This is a genomic window from Streptomyces sp. NPDC003635 (assembly GCF_053587635.1).
The window spans coordinates 110,249-131,721 of the sequence record NZ_JBSFOK010000021.1 but is presented as its reverse complement, the minus strand read 5'-3'; the positions used below and the strand labels follow the sequence as shown (position 1 = coordinate 131,721).

The 21,473-nt window shown below is 67.9% G+C and carries 16 protein-coding genes; 3 read left to right on the top strand and 13 right to left on the bottom strand.

Annotation, left to right across the window (positions count from 1 at the left end; genetic code table 11):
- The first annotated feature begins 406 nt into the window (after nucleotides 1-406).
- Nucleotides 407-1,357, top strand: a complete 951-nt coding sequence (locus ACWDRW_RS21220; RefSeq protein ID WP_451725277.1) for a LysR substrate-binding domain-containing protein — start codon at nucleotides 407-409, stop codon at nucleotides 1,355-1,357.
- A 169-nt stretch (nucleotides 1,358-1,526) separates the two neighbouring features.
- Nucleotides 1,527-2,879 carry a trypsin-like serine protease gene (locus tag ACWDRW_RS21215; protein ID WP_451725276.1) on the top strand — a complete coding sequence of 451 codons (1,353 nt, stop codon included), beginning with the start codon at nucleotides 1,527-1,529 and terminating at the stop codon, nucleotides 2,877-2,879.
- A 219-nt stretch (nucleotides 2,880-3,098) separates the two neighbouring features.
- On the opposite strand, the gene ACWDRW_RS21210 is transcribed toward ACWDRW_RS21215, so the two are convergent.
- The 7 genes from ACWDRW_RS21210 to ACWDRW_RS21180 form a co-directional block, all read right to left on the bottom strand.
- The gene (locus tag ACWDRW_RS21210) at nucleotides 3,099-3,581 is read right to left on the bottom strand and encodes a hypothetical protein (protein ID WP_451725274.1); all 483 of its coding nucleotides are present in this window, start codon (nucleotides 3,579-3,581) and stop codon (nucleotides 3,099-3,101) included.
- 62 nt (nucleotides 3,582-3,643) lie between these two features.
- The gene (locus ACWDRW_RS21205) at nucleotides 3,644-3,826 is read right to left on the bottom strand and encodes a hypothetical protein (protein WP_451725272.1); all 183 of its coding nucleotides are present in this window, start codon (nucleotides 3,824-3,826) and stop codon (nucleotides 3,644-3,646) included.
- A gap of 135 nt (nucleotides 3,827-3,961) precedes the next feature.
- The gene (gene tuf, locus ACWDRW_RS21200; RefSeq protein WP_451725270.1) at nucleotides 3,962-5,155 is read right to left on the bottom strand and encodes an elongation factor Tu; all 1,194 of its coding nucleotides are present in this window, start codon (nucleotides 5,153-5,155) and stop codon (nucleotides 3,962-3,964) included.
- A gap of 155 nt (nucleotides 5,156-5,310) precedes the next feature.
- Entirely contained in the window at nucleotides 5,311-7,437 is a 2,127-nt protein-coding gene (gene fusA, locus ACWDRW_RS21195; RefSeq protein ID WP_451725268.1) for an elongation factor G, read from the bottom strand.
- A 39-nt stretch (nucleotides 7,438-7,476) separates the two neighbouring features.
- Nucleotides 7,477-7,947 (bottom strand): 30S ribosomal protein S7, encoded by a 471-nt coding sequence (gene rpsG, locus ACWDRW_RS21190; protein WP_003998848.1) that lies wholly within the window; start codon nucleotides 7,945-7,947, stop codon nucleotides 7,477-7,479.
- A gap of 2 nt (nucleotides 7,948-7,949) precedes the next feature.
- Nucleotides 7,950-8,321, bottom strand: a complete 372-nt coding sequence (rpsL, locus tag ACWDRW_RS21185; RefSeq protein WP_003948652.1) for a 30S ribosomal protein S12 — start codon at nucleotides 8,319-8,321, stop codon at nucleotides 7,950-7,952.
- A gap of 349 nt (nucleotides 8,322-8,670) precedes the next feature.
- On the bottom strand, nucleotides 8,671-9,165 hold the full coding sequence (locus tag ACWDRW_RS21180) for a DUF1707 and DUF4190 domain-containing protein (RefSeq protein WP_451725266.1): 495 nt from the start codon (nucleotides 9,163-9,165) through the stop codon (nucleotides 8,671-8,673).
- A gap of 152 nt (nucleotides 9,166-9,317) precedes the next feature.
- Here ACWDRW_RS21180 and ACWDRW_RS21175 point away from each other — a divergent pair, with 152 nt between their 5' ends.
- Nucleotides 9,318-10,235: a hypothetical protein gene (locus ACWDRW_RS21175; protein WP_451725265.1), complete on the top strand. Its 918-nt coding sequence runs from the start codon at nucleotides 9,318-9,320 to the stop codon at nucleotides 10,233-10,235.
- An 11-nt stretch (nucleotides 10,236-10,246) separates the two neighbouring features.
- Here the strand turns inward: ACWDRW_RS21175 and ACWDRW_RS21170 are convergent, their stop codons facing one another.
- From ACWDRW_RS21170 to ACWDRW_RS21145, 6 genes are all read right to left on the bottom strand, one after another.
- Nucleotides 10,247-10,903, bottom strand: coding sequence for a hypothetical protein (locus ACWDRW_RS21170; RefSeq protein WP_451725264.1), 657 nt, complete (start codon nucleotides 10,901-10,903; stop codon nucleotides 10,247-10,249).
- A 168-nt stretch (nucleotides 10,904-11,071) separates the two neighbouring features.
- Nucleotides 11,072-14,971, bottom strand: a complete 3,900-nt coding sequence (locus ACWDRW_RS21165) for a DNA-directed RNA polymerase subunit beta' (RefSeq protein ID WP_451725263.1) — start codon at nucleotides 14,969-14,971, stop codon at nucleotides 11,072-11,074.
- 93 nt (nucleotides 14,972-15,064) lie between these two features.
- The gene (gene rpoB / locus ACWDRW_RS21160; RefSeq protein ID WP_451725262.1) at nucleotides 15,065-18,550 is read right to left on the bottom strand and encodes a DNA-directed RNA polymerase subunit beta; all 3,486 of its coding nucleotides are present in this window, start codon (nucleotides 18,548-18,550) and stop codon (nucleotides 15,065-15,067) included.
- A gap of 569 nt (nucleotides 18,551-19,119) precedes the next feature.
- Entirely contained in the window at nucleotides 19,120-19,506 is a 387-nt protein-coding gene (gene rplL / locus ACWDRW_RS21155) for a 50S ribosomal protein L7/L12 (protein ID WP_451725285.1), read from the bottom strand.
- Between the two features lie 107 nt (nucleotides 19,507-19,613).
- Nucleotides 19,614-20,144, bottom strand: a complete 531-nt coding sequence (gene rplJ / locus ACWDRW_RS21150) for a 50S ribosomal protein L10 (protein WP_451725261.1) — start codon at nucleotides 20,142-20,144, stop codon at nucleotides 19,614-19,616.
- Between the two features lie 292 nt (nucleotides 20,145-20,436).
- On the bottom strand, nucleotides 20,437-21,318 hold the full coding sequence (locus ACWDRW_RS21145; RefSeq protein ID WP_451725259.1) for a DUF1396 domain-containing protein: 882 nt from the start codon (nucleotides 21,316-21,318) through the stop codon (nucleotides 20,437-20,439).
- Between the last annotated feature and the right edge of the window lie 155 nt (nucleotides 21,319-21,473).

The window sequence follows — 21,473 nt, the reverse complement described above, 5'->3', positions numbered from 1 at the left end:
TCCGCGAAGTCGTGCAACGACTTCGCCAGCAACCGCACCTGCTGCGGATCCCCCGGCACCGGATCCTTCTCCAGGTCCAGCACATGCCAATCCGTGGGCCGATGCCCCGCCATACCGCAACCCCCGCCACGTGCACATCACCAACACCCGTATGCACACGCGAACTTACCTTGCACTGATGTTCGCCGGAAGGGCTGTCGGGTGGCCTCGAAAGGCGCGATGTCGGACCTGACGCCTCCCGCCGGCGCACACGGAGCGCCCGGCACGACGGTGGCCCTCGCGTTGCACGCGTCCACGTCCGGTGCGGGATCAATGCGATGGCGGAACGCACCGAGCGATCAGGACGACCGCAACTGGTCCATACCAGCCCCTTGCCCTCACCCCTCCCGCCCAGCAAGCTCCCTGTATGGAGCTGGAGTTGCGGCATCTCAGGACCATCCGGACGATCGCCGACGCGGGCAGCCTCACCCGGGCCGCCACCGCTCTCGGGCTCGCCCAGCCCGCCCTGAGCGCACAGCTCAAGCGCATCGAACGGGCCCTGGGCGGCGCCCTGTTCGAGCGAGGCAGGCACGGCGTACGCGCCACCCCGCTCGGCGAACTCGTGCTGGAGCGCACCCGGGTCGTCCTGCCCGCCGTCTCCGAGCTCCAACGGGAGGCGACGCGGTTCGCGCGGGCCCGCCAGGAGCCGGAGCGGCTACGGCTCGGCGGCACGCACGGACCGCTCCTCGGGGCGCTGGTCGACCGGCTCGCCGAGGCCGCCCCCGGCGCCGCCGTCACCACCCGCGCCTCCTGGTCAGAGCGGGAGCTGGCCGAGCAACTGACCGAAGGGCGGCTCGACTTCGCCCTCACCGGCACCTGCGGCTCCGCGACCCCGCCGGGTGCGGGGCACCTCGTGTGGCGGGAGATCGCCGTCGACCCGGTCTTCGTCATGCTCGCCGACGCGCACCCGCTCGCCCGCGGTCCGGAGACCGACCTGGCCGCCCTGGCCGACGAGGAGTGGGCCTGCGTCCCCGGCGACGGCTGCTTCGCCGAGTGCTTCACCGCGGCCTGCGCGCGCGCCGGCTTCAGCCCGCGCCGGATGTACGAGACGGACACCTCCTCCGTCGTCCACCTCGTGCAGGTCGGCCGGGCGGTCGGCCTGTGCCGGGCCTCCTTCCCCACCACCCCCGGCATCACCACCCGCCCCCTCACCGGCACGCCCCTGGTCTGGCGCCACCTGCTGGGCTGGCACCCGGCGACCCAGCAGCCGGACACCGCGGCAACGGTCCTGGCCCAGGCCCGCAGCGCCCACGCGGGAACGGCGGCACGCAGCGCGACGTACACGGACTGGCTGGCGGGGCGATCCGACCGCCCCTGAACCGGCGCCCTCTCCCCCTGCCCCGCGTTCCATAACGCCGGGGCAGGGGGTGGGCTGACGTCTTATGCCCCCCGTCTGGCCCTCCCTACGGTTTCGGCACGCTCCGCACTGCCCCACGCACGGAAACCACCGAACCACCCACCGAAACCGAATCCGAGGAGACCTCCCCATGCTCCAACGGCTCACCAGACCCGCCCGAGCGGCGGGCGCCGCCGCGGTGGCGGCCGGTGCCCTGCTCGTGGCCGGGCTCAGCGGCTCCGCGAGCGCCGGCACCGAACCCTCCGCCACCGCGGCGGGCACCTCCCGGACCGCCGAGGTCCCGTCCGCACTCCTCCACGCCATGCAGCGGGACCTCGGCATCGACTCCGCGCAGGTCCGGGCCCGCCTCGCGAACGAGGCCGAGGCGGGCACCACCGCGGGCCGGCTGCGCCTCGCACTCGGCAAGGACTTCGCGGGCGCCTGGGTGCGCGGCGCGGAGTCGGCCACGCTGACCGTGGCGACGACGGACGCCGGCGACGTACGGGCGATCGAGGCGGCCGGCGCGACCGCGGCCGTCGTACGCCACTCCCTCGCCGACCTGGACGCGGCCAAGGCCCGCCTGGACCGTACGGCGACCCGGCGGGCGACCACCGACACCCCCGTCTGGTACGTCGACGTGCGCAGCAACGCGCTGGTCGTGGAGGCGGTACGCCCGTCCGCCGGGCGCGCGCTGCTCGAGGCCGCCCGCGTGGACGGCGCCCTCGCCCGCTTCGTGACGTCGGGCGAGCAGCCGCGCCCGCTGTACGACCTGCGCGGCGGCGACGCGTACTACATCGGCAGCGGCTCGCGCTGCTCCGTCGGCTTCGCGGTCACCCGGGGCACCACGCAGGGCTTCGCCACGGCGGGCCACTGCGGCCGCGCCGGGAACAGCACCACCGGCTTCAACCGGGTCGCGCAGGGCACCTTCCAGGCATCGGTCTTCCCCGGCAACGACATGGCGTGGGTGGCGGCCAACTCCAGCTGGACGGCGACCCCGAACGTCGCCGGGTCAAGCGTCCAGGTCGCCGGTTCGACGCAGGCGCCGGTCGGGTCCTCCGTGTGCCGCTCCGGGTCGACCACGGGCTGGCACTGCGGCACGATCCAGCAGCTGAACACCAGCGTCACCTACCCGGAGGGAACCATCTCCGGGGTCACCCGGACCAGCGTGTGCGCCGAGCCGGGCGACTCGGGCGGCTCCTACATCTCCGGCAGCCAGGCCCAGGGTGTCACCTCGGGCGGCTCGGGCAACTGCAACAGCGGCGGCACCACGTACTTCCAGCCGCTCAACCCGATCCTCCAGGCGTACGGCCTCACCCTGAAGACCACGACGAGCGGTCCCGGTGACCCCGGGGAGCCTGGCGGGGGCACGTGGGCGGCCGGCACGGTCTACCAGGCCGGCGCGACGGTGACGTACGGCGGCGTCACCTACCGCTGCCTCCAGTACCACCAGGCCCAGGCCGGGTGGGAGCCCCCGAACGTCCCCGCCCTGTGGCAGCGAACGTGACCACCTGACCGGGGACAGCGGGGGGAACCGAGCCCGGGTGCGTCCTGACGCGCGCCCGGGCTCACCGTCATGGGGACGCGACCTGGTCAGGCCGCCGAGTCAGCGGATACGAGACCCGACTCGGCGCCCCCGCGCGCTCACACCTCCGCGAGCGACTGGACGAGCGCCCTCGGCAGAACGATCACCACCGCCCCCCTCGTGACGCGAGGAAGCCGCGCCTCAGAGCCACTCCCCCTCGTCGTCCTCCGCCCCGTCACCGCGTTCGCGCACCACCACGACCAGTTGCACCGGCGCGTCGGTGTCGTCCTGCTTGACGCCGGCCAGCAGGGCCTTGCCCGAAAACCACCACGCGGTGTGGTCGATGTAGTCCGCGCCGTCGGTCAGATCCTCCTCGGCGGGTTCGAGCCGGGCACCGAGACCGGATTCCAGCTGCGCGACGACGCGCGGGAGCACGGCCGAGCCGGCGTCGTAGAGGTCATCGAGGTAGGTGTCGGGGTCCGGCCATTCGTCCTCGACCTCCCGGTACCAGAGCGTGAACTCGATCTGCACGATCGGCCCGTCGCCCTGAATCCAGGCATGCGCGTCGCCACGTCGCCATGTGGTGGCCCACTCCTTCGCCGGATTCCTGCGCTCACCCTCCCAGCCCGCGGCCTGGAGTACCGCGGCCGCCGCCGGGCCGGTGAGTTCGTCAAGCTCGGCCAATCGCCCCAGTTCAGCACTTACGTCAACCATTTTGCTCATCATTCGTGACCACCTGACCGGGCTCACCCCTCTCCGGGCGCCGCCGGCTCCGTGGCGATCACCCGCTGCACCTGCCGGCGCGCCTCCTCCCCACGGGCCCGCCGGTTCACCTCCCGCAGATCCTCGCCCTCCCCGGCCCGCTCGGAGTGCCACCGGTCGACGAAGGACTGGGCTGATGGTCCTGGGTGTTCCAGGTGTACCGCCACACGTCGGGCTTGCGGGACAGCCGCGGTCGACGCCGTGGCGCGGTCCCCCGTTCCCCGGGAACGCGAAAAGGCCCGTACGACCGAAGTCGTACGGGCCCCTTCAGAGACCTACCGGTCAGCCCTGTCGGGCCAAGATCACTTCGTGATCTTGGTGACCTGGCCGGCGCCCACGGTCCGGCCACCCTCACGGATGGCGAACTTCAGGCCCTCTTCCATGGCGACGGGCTGGATGAGCTCCACCTTCATCTCGGTGTTGTCACCCGGCATGACCATCTCGGTGCCCTCGGGGAGGGTCACCACGCCGGTCACGTCCGTCGTACGGAAGTAGAACTGCGGACGGTAGTTGTTGAAGAACGGCGTGTGGCGGCCACCCTCGTCCTTGGAGAGGATGTAGGCCTGCGCCTCGAACTCGGTGTGCGGGGTGACCGAGCCCGGCTTGATGATGACCTGGCCGCGCTCGACGTCCTCGCGCTTGATGCCGCGGAGCAGCAGACCGACGTTCTCACCGGCCTGGCCCTCGTCGAGCAGCTTGCGGAACATCTCGATGCCGGTGACCGTGGTGGTGGTCTTCTCCTGCTTGATGCCCACGATGTCAACGGTCTCGTTGACCTTGAGGACACCACGCTCGATACGGCCGGTGACGACCGTACCGCGACCGGTGATCGTGAAGACGTCCTCGATCGGCATGAGGAACGGCTTGTCGACGTCACGCTCGGGCTGCGGGATGTTCTCGTCCACGGCCTTCATGAGCTCGAGGACGGAGTTGCCCCACTCCTTGTCGCCCTCAAGGGCCTTGAGCGCCGAGACCTTGACGACCGGCAGGTCGTCGCCCGGGAACTCGTACTCGGAGAGCAGCTCACGAACCTCGAGCTCGACGAGCTCCAGGATCTCCTCGTCGTCCACCATGTCGGCCTTGTTCAGGGCGACGACGATGTACGGAACGCCGACCTGGCGGGCCAGGAGCACGTGCTCCTTGGTCTGCGGCATCGGGCCGTCGGTGGCGGCGACCACGAGGATGGCGCCGTCCATCTGGGCAGCACCGGTGATCATGTTCTTGATGTAGTCCGCGTGACCGGGGCAGTCGACGTGGGCGTAGTGACGGGTCTCCGTCTGGTACTCGACGTGCGCGATGGAGATGGTGATACCGCGCTGGCGCTCCTCAGGAGCCTTGTCGATCTGGTCGAACGCCGAGGCCTCGTTCAGGTCCGGGAACGCGTCGTGCAGCACCTTGGTAATGGCGGCCGTGAGGGTCGTCTTACCGTGGTCGATGTGACCGATGGTGCCGATGTTGACGTGCGGCTTAGTCCGCTCGAACTTCGCCTTCGCCACTGGGGTCCTCCTGTGGAGTGGTTCTGAACGCCTTGCTTCATCGGCGCCAGGTGATCTTTGCTGGAAAGCCCGGGCCCGGGGGCACTTCACCACGATTGCGGTGGAATGCCCCACGAGGCTCCGGAGTCAAGCCTAAAGCGTGAGAACGCGGAGCGTTACTCGCCCTTGGCCTTCGCGATGATCTCCTCGGCGACGTTCCGCGGAACCTCGGCGTAGGAGTCGAACTGCATGGAGTAGCTGGCCCGGCCGGACGTCTTGCTGCGCAGGTCGCCGACGTAACCGAACATCTCCGAGAGGGGCACGAGGCCCTTCACGACGCGGGCACCGGCCCGCTCCTCCATGGCCTGGATCTGGCCACGGCGGGAGTTGATGTCGCCGATGACCTCGCCCATGTAGTCCTCGGGCGTGGTGACCTCGACGGCCATCATCGGCTCGAGCAGCACGGGGCTGGCCTTGCGCGCGGCCTCCTTGAAGGCCTGCGAACCGGCGATCTTGAACGCGAGCTCGGAGGAGTCGACCTCGTGGTAGGCACCGTCGAGAAGCGTGACGCGGACGCCCGTCATCTCGTACCCGGCGAGGATGCCGAACTGCATGGCCTCCTGCGCACCGGCGTCGACCGAAGGGATGTACTCCTTCGGGATACGACCACCGGTCACCTTGTTCACGAACTCGTACGAGGCGTCGCCGCCCTCGATCGGCTCGATCGCGATCTGCACCTTGGCGAACTGGCCGGTACCACCAGTCTGCTTCTTGTGCGTGTAGTCGACGCGCTCGACGGCCTTGCGGATCGTCTCGCGGTAGGCGACCTGCGGCTTGCCGACGTTGGCCTCGACCTTGAACTCACGGCGCATACGGTCGACCAGCACCTCGAGGTGCAGCTCGCCCATACCACCGATGATGGTCTGGCCCGTCTCCTCGTCCGAGTGGACCTGGAAGGACGGGTCCTCCTCGGCCAGGCGCTGGATCGCGACGCCCAGCTTCTCCTGGTCGCCCTTCGACTTGGGCTCGATGGCGACCTGGATGACCGGCGCCGGGAAGTCCATGGACTCCAGGATCACCGGCTGCTTGTCGTCGGACAGCGTCTCACCGGTGGTGGTCTGCTTCAGGCCCATGACGGCGACGATGTCGCCGGCGCCCACCGACTCGATCTCCTCACGCTTGTTCGCGTGCATGCGGTAGATCTTGCCGATGCGCTCCTTCTTGCCCTTGACGGAGTTCAGCACGGCGGTGCCGGACTCCAGGCGACCGGAGTAGATCCGGACGAAGGTGAGCTTGCCGAGGTGCGGGTCGCTCATGATCTTGAACGCCAGAGCCGACAGCGGCTCCTCGTCGGACGGCTTGCGCTTGACGACGACCTCGGGGTCCTTGACGTCGTGGCCCTCGATGGCCTCGACGTCGAGGGGGGTCGGCAGGTAGCGCACGACCGCGTCGAGCAGGGGCTGGACGCCCTTGTTCTTGAACGCGGTGCCACAGAACACCGGGGTGACCGTGGTGTCCGAGGACTTGCCGGACGCGATGGTGATACGACGGATCGCGGCGTACAGCTGCTCCTCGGAGGGCTCCTCGCCCTCCAGGTACAGCTCCATGATCTCTTCGTCGTTCTCGGCGACGGCCTCGACGAGCTTGCCGCGGTACTCCTCGGCAGCCTCGGTGTGCGTGGCCGGGATGTCGACGACGTCGTACATCTCGCCCTTGGCCGCCTCGGCGGACCAGACCAGGGCCTTCATCGTCACGAGGTCGACGACGCCCTTGAAGTCGGCCTCGGCGCCGATCGGGAGCTGCATGACGAGCGGCTGGGCGCCCAGGCGGTCCGAGATCATGTCCACGCAGCGGTGGAACTCAGCGCCGGTACGGTCCAGCTTGTTGACGAAGCAGATGCGGGGCACGCCGTAACGGTCGGCCTGACGCCACACCGTCTCCGACTGCGGCTCCACACCGGCAACGCCGTCGAACACCGTCACGGCGCCGTCGAGGACGCGGAGCGAACGCTCCACCTCGACGGTGAAGTCGACGTGACCCGGGGTGTCGATGATGTTGATGGTGTGGTCGACGCCCTCGAGCGGCCAGTGACAGGTGGTGGCAGCAGAGGTGATCGTGATGCCACGCTCCTGCTCCTGCTCCATCCAGTCCATGGTGGCAGCGCCGTCGTGGACCTCACCGATCTTGTAGGACACACCGGTGTAGAACAGGATCCGCTCGGTGGTGGTCGTCTTGCCCGCGTCGATGTGGGCCATGATCCCGATGTTGCGGACCCTGGCCAGGTCAAGCGAAGTGGTAGCCATAAGGCTTCAGTCTTCTCTCGGTCTCGATGTGGACTGCGACTACCAGCGGTAGTGCGCGAAGGCCTTGTTGGACTCGGCCATCTTGTGCGTGTCCTCGCGCTTCTTGACGGCCGCACCGAGGCCGTTCGAAGCGTCGAGAAGCTCGTTGAGCAGACGCTCGGTCATGGTCTTCTCGCGACGGGCGCGGGAGTAACCGACCAGCCAGCGCAGCGCCAGGGTGTTGGCGCGGCCGGGCTTGACCTCGACCGGCACCTGGTAGGTGGCGCCACCGACACGGCGGGACTTGACCTCGAGGGTCGGCTTGATGTTCTCGAGAGCGCGCTTCAGCGTGATGACCGGGTCGTTGCCGGTCTTCTCGCGCAGGCCCTCCATGGCGCCGTAGACGATGCGCTCGGCGGTGGAGCGCTTGCCGTTCAGCAGCACCTTGTTGATCAGGGAGGTCACCAGAGGAGAACCGTAGACCGGGTCGATGATGACCGGGCGCTTCGGGGCGGGGCCCTTACGAGGCATTCTTACTTCTCCTTCTTGGCGCCGTAGCGGCTGCGGGCCTGCTTGCGGTTCTTGACACCCTGGGTGTCGAGGGAACCGCGGATGATCTTGTAGCGAACACCCGGCAGGTCCTTCACACGGCCACCACGCACGAGCACGATGGAGTGCTCCTGCAGGTTGTGTCCCTCACCCGGAATGTAAGCGGTGACCTCGATCCCGCTGGTCAGACGCACACGCGCGACCTTACGCAGGGCCGAGTTCGGCTTCTTCGGGGTGGTCGTGAACACACGCGTGCAGACGCCGCGACGCTGAGGGGAACCCTCGAGTGCGGGCGTCTTGTTCTTCTCGACCTTGTCCTGCCGGCCCTTACGGACCAGCTGCTGGATCGTAGGCACTACTTCTCCGGTTTCTGTGTGCCGATGGGTACAGCTAACCTGGAACGTCGCCGACCCACGCGGTCGGGTGTGTCGAATCCGGCGGACTCCCGCCGCGAGGCGAAAAGAGCACAGATTACGGTGGCCGCTCACAGCTCGCTATGCGGTTGAAGGCACGCACGAGAGCCAGGGCACACCCCAGGCACAAGGTCTGAGCGTACCTACCTCATTCGCTGCGGTCAAAACAAATGAGGCCCGCTCACATCCCCGCACGGCCCATGTCAAGACCGCCCGCCGGGATCGATCTTCGAATCCACGAAATCGATCTTCGGGATCCACGCTCCGGACACCCTCGGCGTCGTCTTCGAATCTACGACCCCGACACCGCGGCGGCCACCAGAACCAGCGTCAGTACGACGGCCCAGCCGGCCGTGGACAGCCACCCGAGCACCAGACCGGTGAGCGCGAGCCCGTCGCCGGACTCCCCGGTCCGCTGTATCTCGGAACGGGCCGAGTGCCCCAGCACGACCGCCGGTATGCCGGTGAGCCCGAAACTGACCACACACAGCAGCCCGCAGACGGCGGCTCCGACCGCCTTCCCGTTCGTCCGGGGCGGCGCCGCGGCCACGACGGGCACCGGGTGCCGCGCCACGGGACCGTTGGGCAGGTCGGCCACCAGCAGCCCCAACTCCCCCACCGTACGAGCCGCGTACGCCCGGGCCACCCGCTTCTCGAACTCCGGCTGCTCCAGCCGCCCTTCCCCGAACCCCGCCCGCAGCACGTCCACCGCTCGCTCCCGCTCGGCATGCGAGGCGAGCATCGAAGGGGTGCCGCCCTGCCACGACGGCCACACCGGATACGACATCGGGCACCTCCCCCGTACCGTTCGGAGTCCCTCCATGATGCGCTGTCCCGGCAATCCCGGCACAGGGGTCGGACCCGGAGAAAACCCGGACACGTCCCCCAGGGGACCGGCTCCACGTGCGGCCGTGGACACGCCCCAACAGACTGAGGATCATGACCGCGCCGCCCGCCGCCCCCGAGCCCACGCCGTCACCGACGGCCACGTTCGTGAAGAAGGCGGCGATCGTGGCGGCCCCCGGCACCGTGGTCTTCGCCCTGCTCTACTACTTCGGCAGCGTCTACATCAAGGCGTACTACTCCACCCTCAGCGTCCTCCCGGAGGATCTCGGGTTCTCCGTCCAGGGCGTCGTCGCCACCAGCAGCAGCGCCGTCTTCGTCCCCCTGTGCCTGCTGCTGGGCGGCGGGCTGATCGCGTTCCTGGCGCTCGGGCGGCTCGGGCTCGCGCTGGCGGGGCCGGGGCGAGCGACAGCGCGGCAGAAGGCCATCCGCTGGCTTCTCGCGACGGGGGCGGCCCTGGTGATCGTCGGGTTCCCGACCTTCATCACGGACGTGGAGATCCTCTTCCCGCCTGGCTGGGCGCGCCGGTTCCTCCCGGTCGTCATGGTGGCCGTGGGAGCCACGCTGGCCGCCTTCGCCGTCCATCTGCGCCTGACCGAGGTCCCGGGTCCCAGGGTCCGGCAGGCCCGTCAGGCGGACCGGATGTGGCTGGCGGGCGGCACGCTGGCCATCGGACTGCTGACGCTGAGCCTCTTCTTCGCGATGGCGCTCTACGTGGCGGACATGGGGCGGGGCGACGCCATGCTGCACGCGGACGAGGGGTTTGACGGCATCCCGATCGTGGTCGTCCATTCCCGGGTGCCCCTGGCCCACCATGCGCGGGGGATCACGCTCGTCGACCGCGGCGCGAAGAACGCGCCGTACCGCTACACGTACCACGGGTTCCGCGTCCTCGCGAAGGCGCCGACCCGCTTCTACCTCATCTCCCACGAGGCGCGGAGCTATCGGGACCGCCATGTCGTGATGCTGCCCGACGACGGCACGGCGTGGATGGAGATCTACGCGGACCCATGACCGGACCGCGCTCAGGGGAGCTCGTACTCGTCGTCCGGTGTGGGGACGTCCGTGGGCACGTCCTCCGTCTCGGGCACCACCTCCGTGGGCGTCACCGGCGCCGGCGCGGTGGTGGTCGGCTCGACTGGCGGCGCCGACGTCGTGGTCACCGCTCCCACCGCTTCGCCGGACACGGGGGCTGTGACGGTCGACCCGTCGTCCATCGTGAAGGTCAGCTCCCCGCTGTACGGCCCCGGTTCGGTCGGGGTGACCTGGAAGATCACCTCGCAGCCCTCCGGAGGCACCTCGCCCAGACACTTCTGGATGAACACGAGTTCCGCGTTGTCGATCTCCCCCCTGACTCCTTCAAGCCCCTTGGGCTTCTCCCCGCTCACCCCCGCGACCCGCGTCCTTCCCTCCGCCGGCTCCCCCACTTCCGTCCTCGGCAGCTTGATCGACGAGGCCGACCCACCCTGCGAGTCACTTCCCGGAAAGATCGAGGCGAGCCGCTCTTCCTCCGACGTGGGCGTCCCCGCCCCGTCCCCCTCGGCCGTCCCCCGAACCGTCCCGCTCCCCTCGGCCCCGGTCGGCCGGGTCTGTTCCTGAACCGAGTCGGAACCCCCGCCCCCACAGGCCGCCGTGGCCACCAGCGCCACTACGGCGAGCATCCGGGCCATCGCTGACGTCATGTCGCCTCCGCCTCCGCTCGGCTGGGTCCGGCCCAACCTCGCACAACGGCGGACCGGCGCCGCGGACCCCGCCGGGGGACACGGGCCAATCCACTCGAACAGCGACCCCGAACACGCCGAAGGGCGGCCACCCCATCGGGTGACCGCCCTTCAACTCAAGCGACTCGCTTACTGGTTGTACGGACCGTAGTCGTAGTCCTCCAGCGGAACGGCCTGGCCGGAGCCCGTGCCGAACGGCGAGTAGTCGATGTCGTCGTAGCCGACGGCCGAGTACATCGCGGCCTTGGCCTCCTCGGTCGGCTCGACCCGGATGTTGCGGTAGCGGGACAGACCCGTACCGGCCGGGATGAGCTTACCGATGATGACGTTCTCCTTGAGGCCGATGAGCGAGTCGGACTTGGCGTTGATCGCCGCGTCCGTGAGGACTCGCGTCGTCTCCTGGAAGGACGCCGCCGACAGCCAGGACTCCGTGGCCAGCGAGGCCTTGGTGATACCCATGAGCTGCGGACGACCGGAGGCCGGGTGACCGCCCTCCTGCACCACACGACGGTTCTCGGTCTCGAACTTCGAGCGCTCGACCAGCTCACCGGGCAGCAGCTCGGCGTCGCCGGACTCGATGATCGTCACACGGCGGAGCATCTGCCGGATGATGATCTCGATGTGCTTGTCGTGGATCGACACACCCTGCGAGTTGTAGACCTTCTGGACCTCGCCGACCAGGTGGACCTGGACGGCACGCTGACCCAGGATGCGCAGCACGTCGTGCGGGTTGGTGGCACCCACGGTGAGCTGCTGGCCCACCTCGACGTGGTCGCCCTCGCGGACCAGGACCTTGGCACGCTTCGAGATCGGGAACGCCGTCTCGTCGCTGCCGTCGTCCGGGGTGACGACGATCTTCTTGGTCTTCTCGGTCTCCTCGATCCGCACGCGGCCGGAGGCCTCGGAGATCGGGGCGACACCCTTCGGAGTACGGGCCTCGAAGAGCTCGACGACACGGGGCAGACCCTGGGTGATGTCGTCACCGGCCACACCACCGGTGTGGAAGGTACGCATCGTCAGCTGGGTACCGGGCTCACCGATGGACTGGGCGGCGATGATGCCGACCGCCTCACCGATGTCGACCAGCTTGCCGGTGGCCAGCGAGCGGCCGTAGCACATGGCGCAGGTGCCGACGGCGGACTCACAGGTCAGGACCGAGCGGGTCTTGACCGTCTGGACGCCGTACTTGACCAGCTCGTCGATGAGCACGTCACCGAGGTCGGTACCGGCCGGGGCCAGCACCTTGCCGTCGACGACGATGTCCTCGGCGAGGCAGCGCGCGTACACGGACGTCTCGACGTTGTCCGCCTTGCGCAGCACGCCGTCGGCGCCGCGCTCGGCGATGTCGAGCTTGAGGCCGCGCTCGGTGCCGCAGTCCTCCTCGCGGATGATGACGTCCTGCGAGACGTCCACCAGACGACGGGTCAGGTAACCCGAGTCGGCGGTACGCAGGGCGGTGTCCGCCAGACCCTTACGGGCACCGTGCGTGGAGATGAAGTACTCCAGCACGGACAGGCCCTCACGGAAGGACGCCTTGATGGGACGCGGGATCGTCTCGTTCTTGGCGTTCGACACCAGACCACGCATACCGGCAATCTGACGCATCTGCATCATGTTGCCTCGTGCACCCGAGTTCACCATCATGAAGATCGGGTTGGTCTTCGGGAAGTTCTCGTTCATGGCCTCGGCGACCTCGTTGGTCGCCTTGGTCCAGATCGCGATGAGTTCCTGGGTGCGCTCGTCCTTGGTGATCAGACCGCGCTCGTACTGCTTCTGGACCTTCTCGTCCTGCGCCTCGTAGCCGCGGACGATCTCCTTCTTCGCCTCGGGAACGACGACGTCGGAGATGGCCACGGTGACACCGGAACGGGTCGCCCAGTAGAAGCCGGCCGCCTTCAGGTTGTCGAGCGTCGCCGCCACGATGACCTTGGGGTAGCGCTCGGCGAGGTCGTTGACGATCTCGGAGAGCTGCTTCTTGCCGACCTCGTAGTCGACGAACGGGTAGTCCTCGGGCAGCAGCTCGTTGAAGAGCGCGCGGCCCAGGGTCGTCCGCAGGCGGAAGGAGTCACCCTGCTGCCACTCCGGCTCGCCCTCCTCCTGCGCCGGCGGCGTCCAGCCACGCGGCGGGATGGTGCCCACCGGGAAGCGGATGTCGATCGGCGACTGCAGGGAGAGCTCGCCCGCGTCGAAGGCCATGATCGCCTCGGCGACGGACGCGAAGGAGCGGTCCTCACCCTTGACGCCCCGCATCTCACCGTCGGTGGTGAGGAAGAACAGACCGAGGACCATGTCCTGGGTCGGCATCGTCACCGGACGGCCGTCGGCGGGCTTGAGGATGTTGTTCGAGGACAGCATCAGGATGCGGGCCTCGGCCTGCGCCTCCGCGGACAGCGGCAGGTGCACGGCCATCTGGTCACCGTCGAAGTCCGCGTTGAACGCGGTGCAGACGAGCGGGTGGATCTGGATGGCCTTGCCCTCGACCAGCTGCGGCTCGAAGGCCTGGATGCCGAGGCGGTGCAGCGTGGGCGCACGGTTCAGCAGCACCGGGTGCTCGGCGATGACCTCTTCGAGGACGTCGTACACGACGGTGCGGCCGCGCTCGACCATGCGCTTGGCCGACTTGATGTTCTGCGCGTGGTTCAGGTCGACCAGGCGCTTCATCACGAACGGCTTGAAGAGCTCCAGCGCCATGGCCTTGGGCAGACCGCACTGGTGCAGCTTCAGCTGCGGGCCGACGACGATGACGGAACGCGCCGAGTAGTCGACTCGCTTGCCGAGCAGGTTCTGACGGAATCGACCCTGCTTACCCTTCAGCATGTCGCTGAGGGACTTCAGCGGGCGGTTACCGGGACCGGTGACCGGGCGACCACGACGACCGTTGTCGAAGAGGGCGTCGACGGCCTCCTGGAGCATGCGCTTCTCGTTGTTCACGATGATCTCGGGCGCACCGAGGTCGAGAAGGCGCTTCAGTCGGTTGTTCCGGTTGATCACACGGCGGTACAGGTCGTTCAGGTCGGAGGTCGCGAAGCGGCCACCGTCCAGCTGCACCATCGGGCGAAGGTCCGGCGGGATGACCGGGACGCAGTCGAGGACCATGCCCTTGGGGCTGTTGGAGGTCTGCAGGAAGGCAGACACGACCTTCAGCCGCTTCAGCGCACGGGTCTTCTTCTGGCCCTTGCCGGTACGGATGATCTCGCGGAGCTTCTCGGCCTCCTCGTCGAGGTCGAAGGACTCCAGGCGCTTCTGCAGCGCCGCGGCACCCATCGAACCGTCGAAGTACGTGCCGAAGCGGTCGCGCAGCTCGCGGTAGAGCAGCTCGTCGCCCTCGAGGTCCTGGACCTTGAGGTTCTTGAACCGGGTCCACACCTCGTCGAGGCGGTCGATCTCGCGCTGCGCGCGGTCGCGCAGCTGCTTCATCTCACGCTCGGCACCCTCGCGCACCTTGCGGCGCACGTCGGCCTTGGCACCCTCGGCCTCCAGCTCGGCCAGGTCCGACTCGAGCTTCTTGGCGCGGGCCTCCAGGTCGGCGTCGCGACGGTTCTCGACCTGCTGACGCTCCACCGAGACATGCGCCTCCAGGGAGGGCAGGTCACGGGTACGGCGCTCCTCGTCGACGTACGTGATCATGTACGCCGCGAAGTAGATGACCTTCTCGAGGTCCTTCGGGGCGAGGTCGAGCAGGTAGCCCAGCCGCGACGGAACGCCCTTGAAGTACCAGATGTGGGTGACGGGAGCGGCCAGCTCGATGTGGCCCATCCGCTCACGGCGCACCTTGGCGCGAGTGACCTCGACGCCGCAGCGCTCACAGATGATGCCCTTGAAGCGGACGCGCTTGTACTTGCCGCAGTAGCACTCCCAGTCCCGGGTCGGACCGAAGATCTTCTCGCAGAAGAGTCCGTCCTTTTCGGGCTTGAGGGTGCGGTAGTTGATGGTCTCGGGCTTCTTGACCTCGCCGTGGCTCCACTGACGGATGTCGTCAGCGGTGGCCAGACCGATCCGGAGCTCGTCGAAGAAGTTGACGTCGAGCACTATGCGTCAATCCCTCTCAGGGTTGTAAGTCTTTGGTCTGATACGGGGGTCCTGGGGCCGGCCGGGCTCTTCACGAGCCCGGCCGAACTCCCGTCAGACCTCTTCGACGCTGCTCGGCTCGCGCCGGGACAGGTCGATGCCGAGCTCCTCCGCGGCGCGGAAGACATCCTCGTCGGTGTCACGCATCTCGATGGACATACCGTCGCTGGACAGCACCTCCACGTTCAGGCACAGGGACTGCATCTCCTTGATGAGCACCTTGAAGGACTCGGGGATGCCGGGCTCGGGGATGTTCTCGCCCTTGACGATGGCCTCGTAGACCTTCACGCGGCCGGTGACGTCGTCGGACTTGATGGTCAGCAGCTCCTGGAGGGCGTACGCGGCGCCGTAGGCCTCGAGGGCCCACACCTCCATCTCGCCGAACCGCTGGCCACCGAACTGAGCCTTACCACCCAGCGGCTGCTGGGTGATCATCGAGTACGGGCCGGTCGACCGGGCGTGCAGCTTGTCGTCGACCAGGTGGTGCAGCTTCAGGATGTACATGTAGCCGACCGAGATCGGGTCCGGGAACGGCTCACCGCTACGGCCGTCGAACAGCCGCGCCTTGCCGGACGGAAGCACCATGCGCTCGCCGTCGCGGTTCGGGATGGTGTGCTGCAGCAGACCCGCGAGCTCGTCCTCACGCGCACCGTCGAAGACCGGGGTGGCGACGTTGGTGCCGGGGGCGACACTGTCGGCGCCGATGGCCTGGAGGCGCTGCGCCCACTCGTCGGCGAGACCGGAGACGTCCCAGCCGCGGCTGGCGAGCCAGCCGAGGTGGATCTCCAGAACCTGTCCCGGGTTCATTCGGGACGGCACACCGAGCGGGTTGAGGATGATGTCGACCGGGGTCCCGTCCTCGAGGAACGGCATGTCCTCGATGGGCAGGATCTTGGAGATGACACCCTTGTTGCCGTGACGGCCGGCGAGCTTGTCACCGTCGGTGATCTTGCGCTTCTGCGCGACGTAGACGCGCACCAGCTGGTTCACACCGGGGGGAAGCTCGTCGCCCTCCTCGCGGTCGAAGACGCGGACGCCGATGACCTTGCCGGTCTCGCCGTGCGGCACCTTCAGCGACGTGTCACGGACCTCACGGGCCTTCTCACCGAAGATCGCGCGCAGCAGGCGCTCCTCCGGCGTCAGCTCGGTCTCACCCTTGGGCGTGACCTTGCCGACGAGGATGTCGCCGGCGATGACCTCGGCGCCGATGCGGATGATGCCGCGCTCGTCGAGGTCGGCGAGGACCTCCTCGGAGACGTTCGGGATGTCCCGGGTGATCTCCTCGGGGCCGAGCTTGGTGTCACGGGCGTCGACCTCGTGCTCCTCGATGTGGATCGAGGAGAGGACGTCGTCCTGCACGAGGCGCTGCGACAGGATGATCGCGTCCTCGTAGTTGTGACCCTCCCACGGCATGAACGCCACGAGCAGGTTCTTGCCGAGGGCCATCTCGCCGTTCTGGGTGGCCGGACCGTCGGCGAGGACCTGGCCCTCGATGATCCGGTCGCCCTCGTTGACGATGACCTTCTGGTTGACCGAGGTGCCCTGGTTGGAGCGGGCGAACTTGGCCAGGCGGTACGTGATGTACGTGCCGTCGTCGTTGGCGGTGGTGATGTAGTCCGCGGAGACCTCCTGGACCACACCCGCCTTCTCGGCCTTGACCACGTCACCGGCGTCGACGGCGGAGCGGTACTCCATGCCGGTGCCGACGAGCGGGGACTCGGACTTAATCAGCGGCACGGCCTGACGCATCATGTTCGCGCCCATGAGGGCACGGTTGGCGTCGTCGTGCTCGAGGAAGGGGATCATGGCGGTCGCGACCGACACCATCTGGCGCGGCGAGACGTCCATGTAGTCGACGTCCTCGGGGCTGACGTAGTCGACCTCGCCGCCACGGCGGCGAACGAGGACACGGGCCTCGGAGAAGCGCAGGTCGTCGCCGAGCGTGGCGTTGGCCTGCGCGATGACGAACCGGTCCTCCTCGTCGGCGGTCAGGTAGTCCACCTCGTCGGTGACCTGGCCGTCGACGACCTTGCGGTACGGGGTCTCGACGAAACCGAACGCGTTGACCCGGCCGTAGGAGGCCAGCGAACCGATCAGACCGATGTTCGGGCCTTCGGGCGTCTCGATCGGGCACATACGGCCGTAGTGAGACGGGTGCACGTCACGGACCTCGAAGCCGGCCCGCTCACGGGAGAGACCACCCGGGCCAAGAGCCGACAGACGGCGCTTGTGGGTGAGACCCGACAGCGGGTTGTTCTGGTCCATGAACTGCGACAGCTGGCTGGTGCCGAAGAACTCCTTGATGGAGGCGACGACCGGCCGGATGTTGATCAGGGTCTGCGGCGTGATCGCCTCGACGTCCTGAGTCGTCATGCGCTCGCGGACGACACGCTCCATACGCGCCAGACCCGTACGGACCTGGTTCTGGATGAGCTCGCCGACGCTGCGCAGACGACGGTTGCCGAAGTGGTCGATGTCGTCGGTCTCGACGACGATCGTCTGACCGCTGTCGGCGACCGTCTCGGTCTCACCGGCGTGCAGCTTGACCAGGTACTTGATCGTCGAGATGACGTCCTCGACGGTCAGGATGCCCGCGTCCAGCGGAGCGTCGGCGCCCAGCTTCTTGTTGACCTTGTAGCGGCCGACCTTGGCGAGGTCGTAGCGCTTCGGGTTGAAGTACAGGTTCTCCAGCAGCGTCTGCGCGGCCTCACGCGTGGGGGGCTCGCCCGGACGCAGCTTGCGGTAGATGTCGAGCAGCGCGTCGTCCTGGCCCTGGGTGTGGTCCTTCTCCAGGGTGGCGCGCATCGACTCGTACTCGCCGAACTCCTCGAGGATCTGCTCGGTCGTCCAACCGAGAGCCTTGAGCAGGACGGTCACGGACTGCTTGCGCTTGCGGTCGATACGCACACCGACCATGTCGCGCTTGTCGATCTCCATCTCGAGCCAGGCACCCCGGGACGGGATGATCTTGGCCGAGAAGATGTCCTTGTCGGACGTCTTGTCGATGGAGGAGTCGAAGTAGACACCGGGCGAGCGGACCAGCTGCGACACCACGACACGCTCGGTGCCGTTGATGACGAAGGTGCCCTTGTTCGTCATGAGCGGGAAGTCGCCCATGAAGACCGTCTGGGACTTGATCTCGCCGGTCTCGTTGTTGGTGAACTCAGCCGTCACGAAGAGCGGGGCGGCGTACGTGAAGTCGCGCTCCTTGCACTCGTCGATGCTGTTCTTCGGCGGCTCGAAACGGTGGTCGCGGAACGTCAGCGACATCGACCCGGAGAAGTCCTCGATCGGAGAGATCTCCTCGAAGATCTCCTCCAGACCGGACTTGGTGGGGACGTCCTGACCGGACTCCAGAGCCGCCTCGACCCGACTCTGCCAGGCGGTGTTCCCGAGCAGCCAGTCAAAGCTCTCGGTCTGCAGCGCGAGCAGGTTGGGAACCTCGAGGGGCTCCTTGATCTTTGCAAAGGAGATGCGCAGCGGGGCGGTGCTGGCGCCGTTGTTCGTATTCGCGGTCGAGGCAGTGCGCGAGGCGGCCAAGAGGGGGTCCTTCCGAGGGCTCGGACTCACTACGCGCGTACCGGCCCCTCTCCCACACACAGGGACACAAATCCCAGGTCAGGGATGGTCTGGTCGTCTGTGCTCGGGCGAGGGCATGCCCCTGGTGACGGGCAGGGGACAGCTAACAGGCAGCGCAAAGGGTCAGTGTAGCCACTTGGCACACTGATGTCCAGTGCGGGTATTTCTCAACCCTCTTAGCGACCCTCGTCGTCCTCAACGCCCTCGGCATTCCCGCCCTCGATGCACGTTGATACTGCCCTCTTCGTCGTCGATCCATGCCTCGGATTCGGACCGTTGTGACGACGCGTCCTGAGAATTGCGCGCTGCGTGCGGTTCGTCAAGGCCCCCCTTGGCAGAACCGGGGCGGCCGGAGACACGACGAAGATCACCATACCCCTCGTGACCTGAGGCGCAAGGCAACCGCGGCCCTGCCCCCGGGAACGCCGAAGAGCGACCACCCAGATGGATGATCGCTCTTCGGTGCGCTCGCGTTACAGCCCTACGGGGCCGCAATCAGCTCGCTCGGGTCCGCGGCGGACCGTGAGGTCTTACTTGACCTCGACGGAGGCGCCGGCGCCCTTGAGGGACTCGGCGGCCTTCTCGGCGGCGTCCTTGGCGACCTTCTCGAGGACGGGCTTCGGGGCGCCGTCCACCAGGTCCTTGGCCTCCTTCAGGCCGAGGGAGGTCAGCTCACGCACGACCTTGATGACCTGGATCTTCTTGTCGCCCGCACCGGTGAGGATGACGTCGAACTCGTCCTTCTCCTCCTCGGCGGCGGCGGCCGGGGCACCCGGGGCACCGGCGGCGGCAACGGCGACCGGGGCGGCAGCGGTGACGTCGAACTTCTCCTCGAACGCCGAGACGAACTCGGCGAGCTGGATGAGGGTCATGTTCTCGAACTCGGCGAGCAGTTCTTCCTGGGTGAGAGCCATGATGGCTTTCCTTCCACTAATTCGGCTGGTGCCGGATGTACATGACTGGCGGGCGTACGTTCGGCCCGCTACGACCACCGCGTCAGGCGGCGGTCATGATGCGAGCCGAATTACTCGGCACCGCCCTGCTCGGCCTGCTTGGCGCGAAGCGCGTCCACGGTGCGGACGAGCTTCGACGGGAGCGCCTGGAAGAGCGCGGCAGCCTGGGACTGCTTGCCCTTCATGGCACCCGCCAGCTTGGCGAGCAGAACCTCGCGGGACTCGAGGTCCGCAAGCTTCTTGATCTCATCGGCGGACAGCGCCTTGCCGTCAAGGACACCGCCCTTGATGATGAGGTTCGGGTTGTCCTTGGCGAAGTCACGAAGACCCTTCGCCGACTCCACCGGGTCTCCGGTGACGAAGGCGACGGCCGTCGGACCAGCGAAGAGCTGGTCGTCCAGCGTGATCCCGGCCTCGTTGGCCGCAATCTTGGTCAGCGTGTTCTTCACCACGGCGTACTGGGCGTTCTCACCGAGCGAACGACGCAGCGTCTTGAGCTGCGCCACGGTGAGACCGCGGTACTCGGTCAGCACGGCGGCGTTGGAGCTGCGGAACTTGTCCGTCAGCTCGGCAACCGCGGCAGCCTTGTCGGGCCTCGCCATAGAGCCTCGGCCTCCTTCCGGGTGATTCGGACCGCGCGGACCCGAAGGAGGACTGGGGAAAACGAAACGCCCCGGCGCAGGCGCACGGGGCGTAGCTCAACCGGAGCAATTCCGCGAGAACGGAACCGGACCAGGAGCACTTCCACAGTCACCTGCGCGGGTCGTCCGCAGTTCAGCGGATCCTTCGGCCACCGGACCCTCTTCCGAGAGCACGGCAACGACCAGCGGTCTTTGGCTTCTGCAAGAGAGTACGTGACCGGATCGCCCCGGGGCAAATCCGGTCCTACGACCCTCAGCTCTCGCCGAGTTCCGCCATCATCTCCGCCAGGTCCACGGTGTCCCTGGCGGGCGGAGCCTTGACCGTCACCGGCTTGTTGATGTCGAGGAAGGTGATGGTGATGTCCAGCGGGCCCTTGTCGGCGTCGCCCCGCATCCGGAACTGCTTGGTGTGGTCCTCGCCGTCGACCCACATGTCCATCGTGAGCTTGTCGACGCCCATCTCCTCGTACTGCTGGACGCTCTTCTCACGCTTCTCGCGCGTCTTCTTGTCCTCGTCCTTGAAGGAGGCGCGGAGCTCGTCGAGCGTGAGGGTGCCCTGGTAGTGGGTCGTCTCGACGCCCTCGACCTTCTCCGTGCCGACCTTCTCGACATCCTCGGCACCGGTCAGGAAGGTGGACTCGGCCGCCGGGTTCTGCTCGGCCTGGCCGGCGCCCCCGGCCGGGCTCCCGCCGAGCGCGTCGCCCATCGCGGACAGGTCGAACTTCATCCAGCTCTTGCCGTCCATCTCCTTGGCCAGCTCGGGGTTGCCGCCCATGTACATGGCCTTGTCGACGAGGCGGATCTCCATGGTGCCGTCCGCGCCCTCGTCGAGCGCCGTCATCTTCATGGACATCGCGATCTCGGGCTCCATCCGCATGGAGGCCTCGGCCTTGACCCGGCCGGTCTCCGGGACCTTGCCCGTCATGCGGTAGCGCAGGGACGTGATGTCGTCCGAGTTCTTCGCCGCTGCCGCCACGGCCGCCGCGGGCGTCATCTTCGGCGAGTCGCCCCCGGCCTCCCCCTTGCCCTTGGAGTCGCCCCCGGAGCAGCTCACCGCACCCGCGGCGAGGGCCACGGCGGCGAGCCCGGCGCCGATCGTCCGAGTGCGCGCGGAACGTCGTACGGAAAGCCCCATCGATTCCCCCCAAGGAACACATGGCCGATACACAAACAGGGTGGCGAGCCTAGCTGATCGACGCGGAACCGGTCGCGCCAATTCCGAGCGGCACGGCGGCAGTTCCCTGGGGCACAGCCGCGGTTCCCCTGGGGCAAAGGGAAACGGGCCCCGCA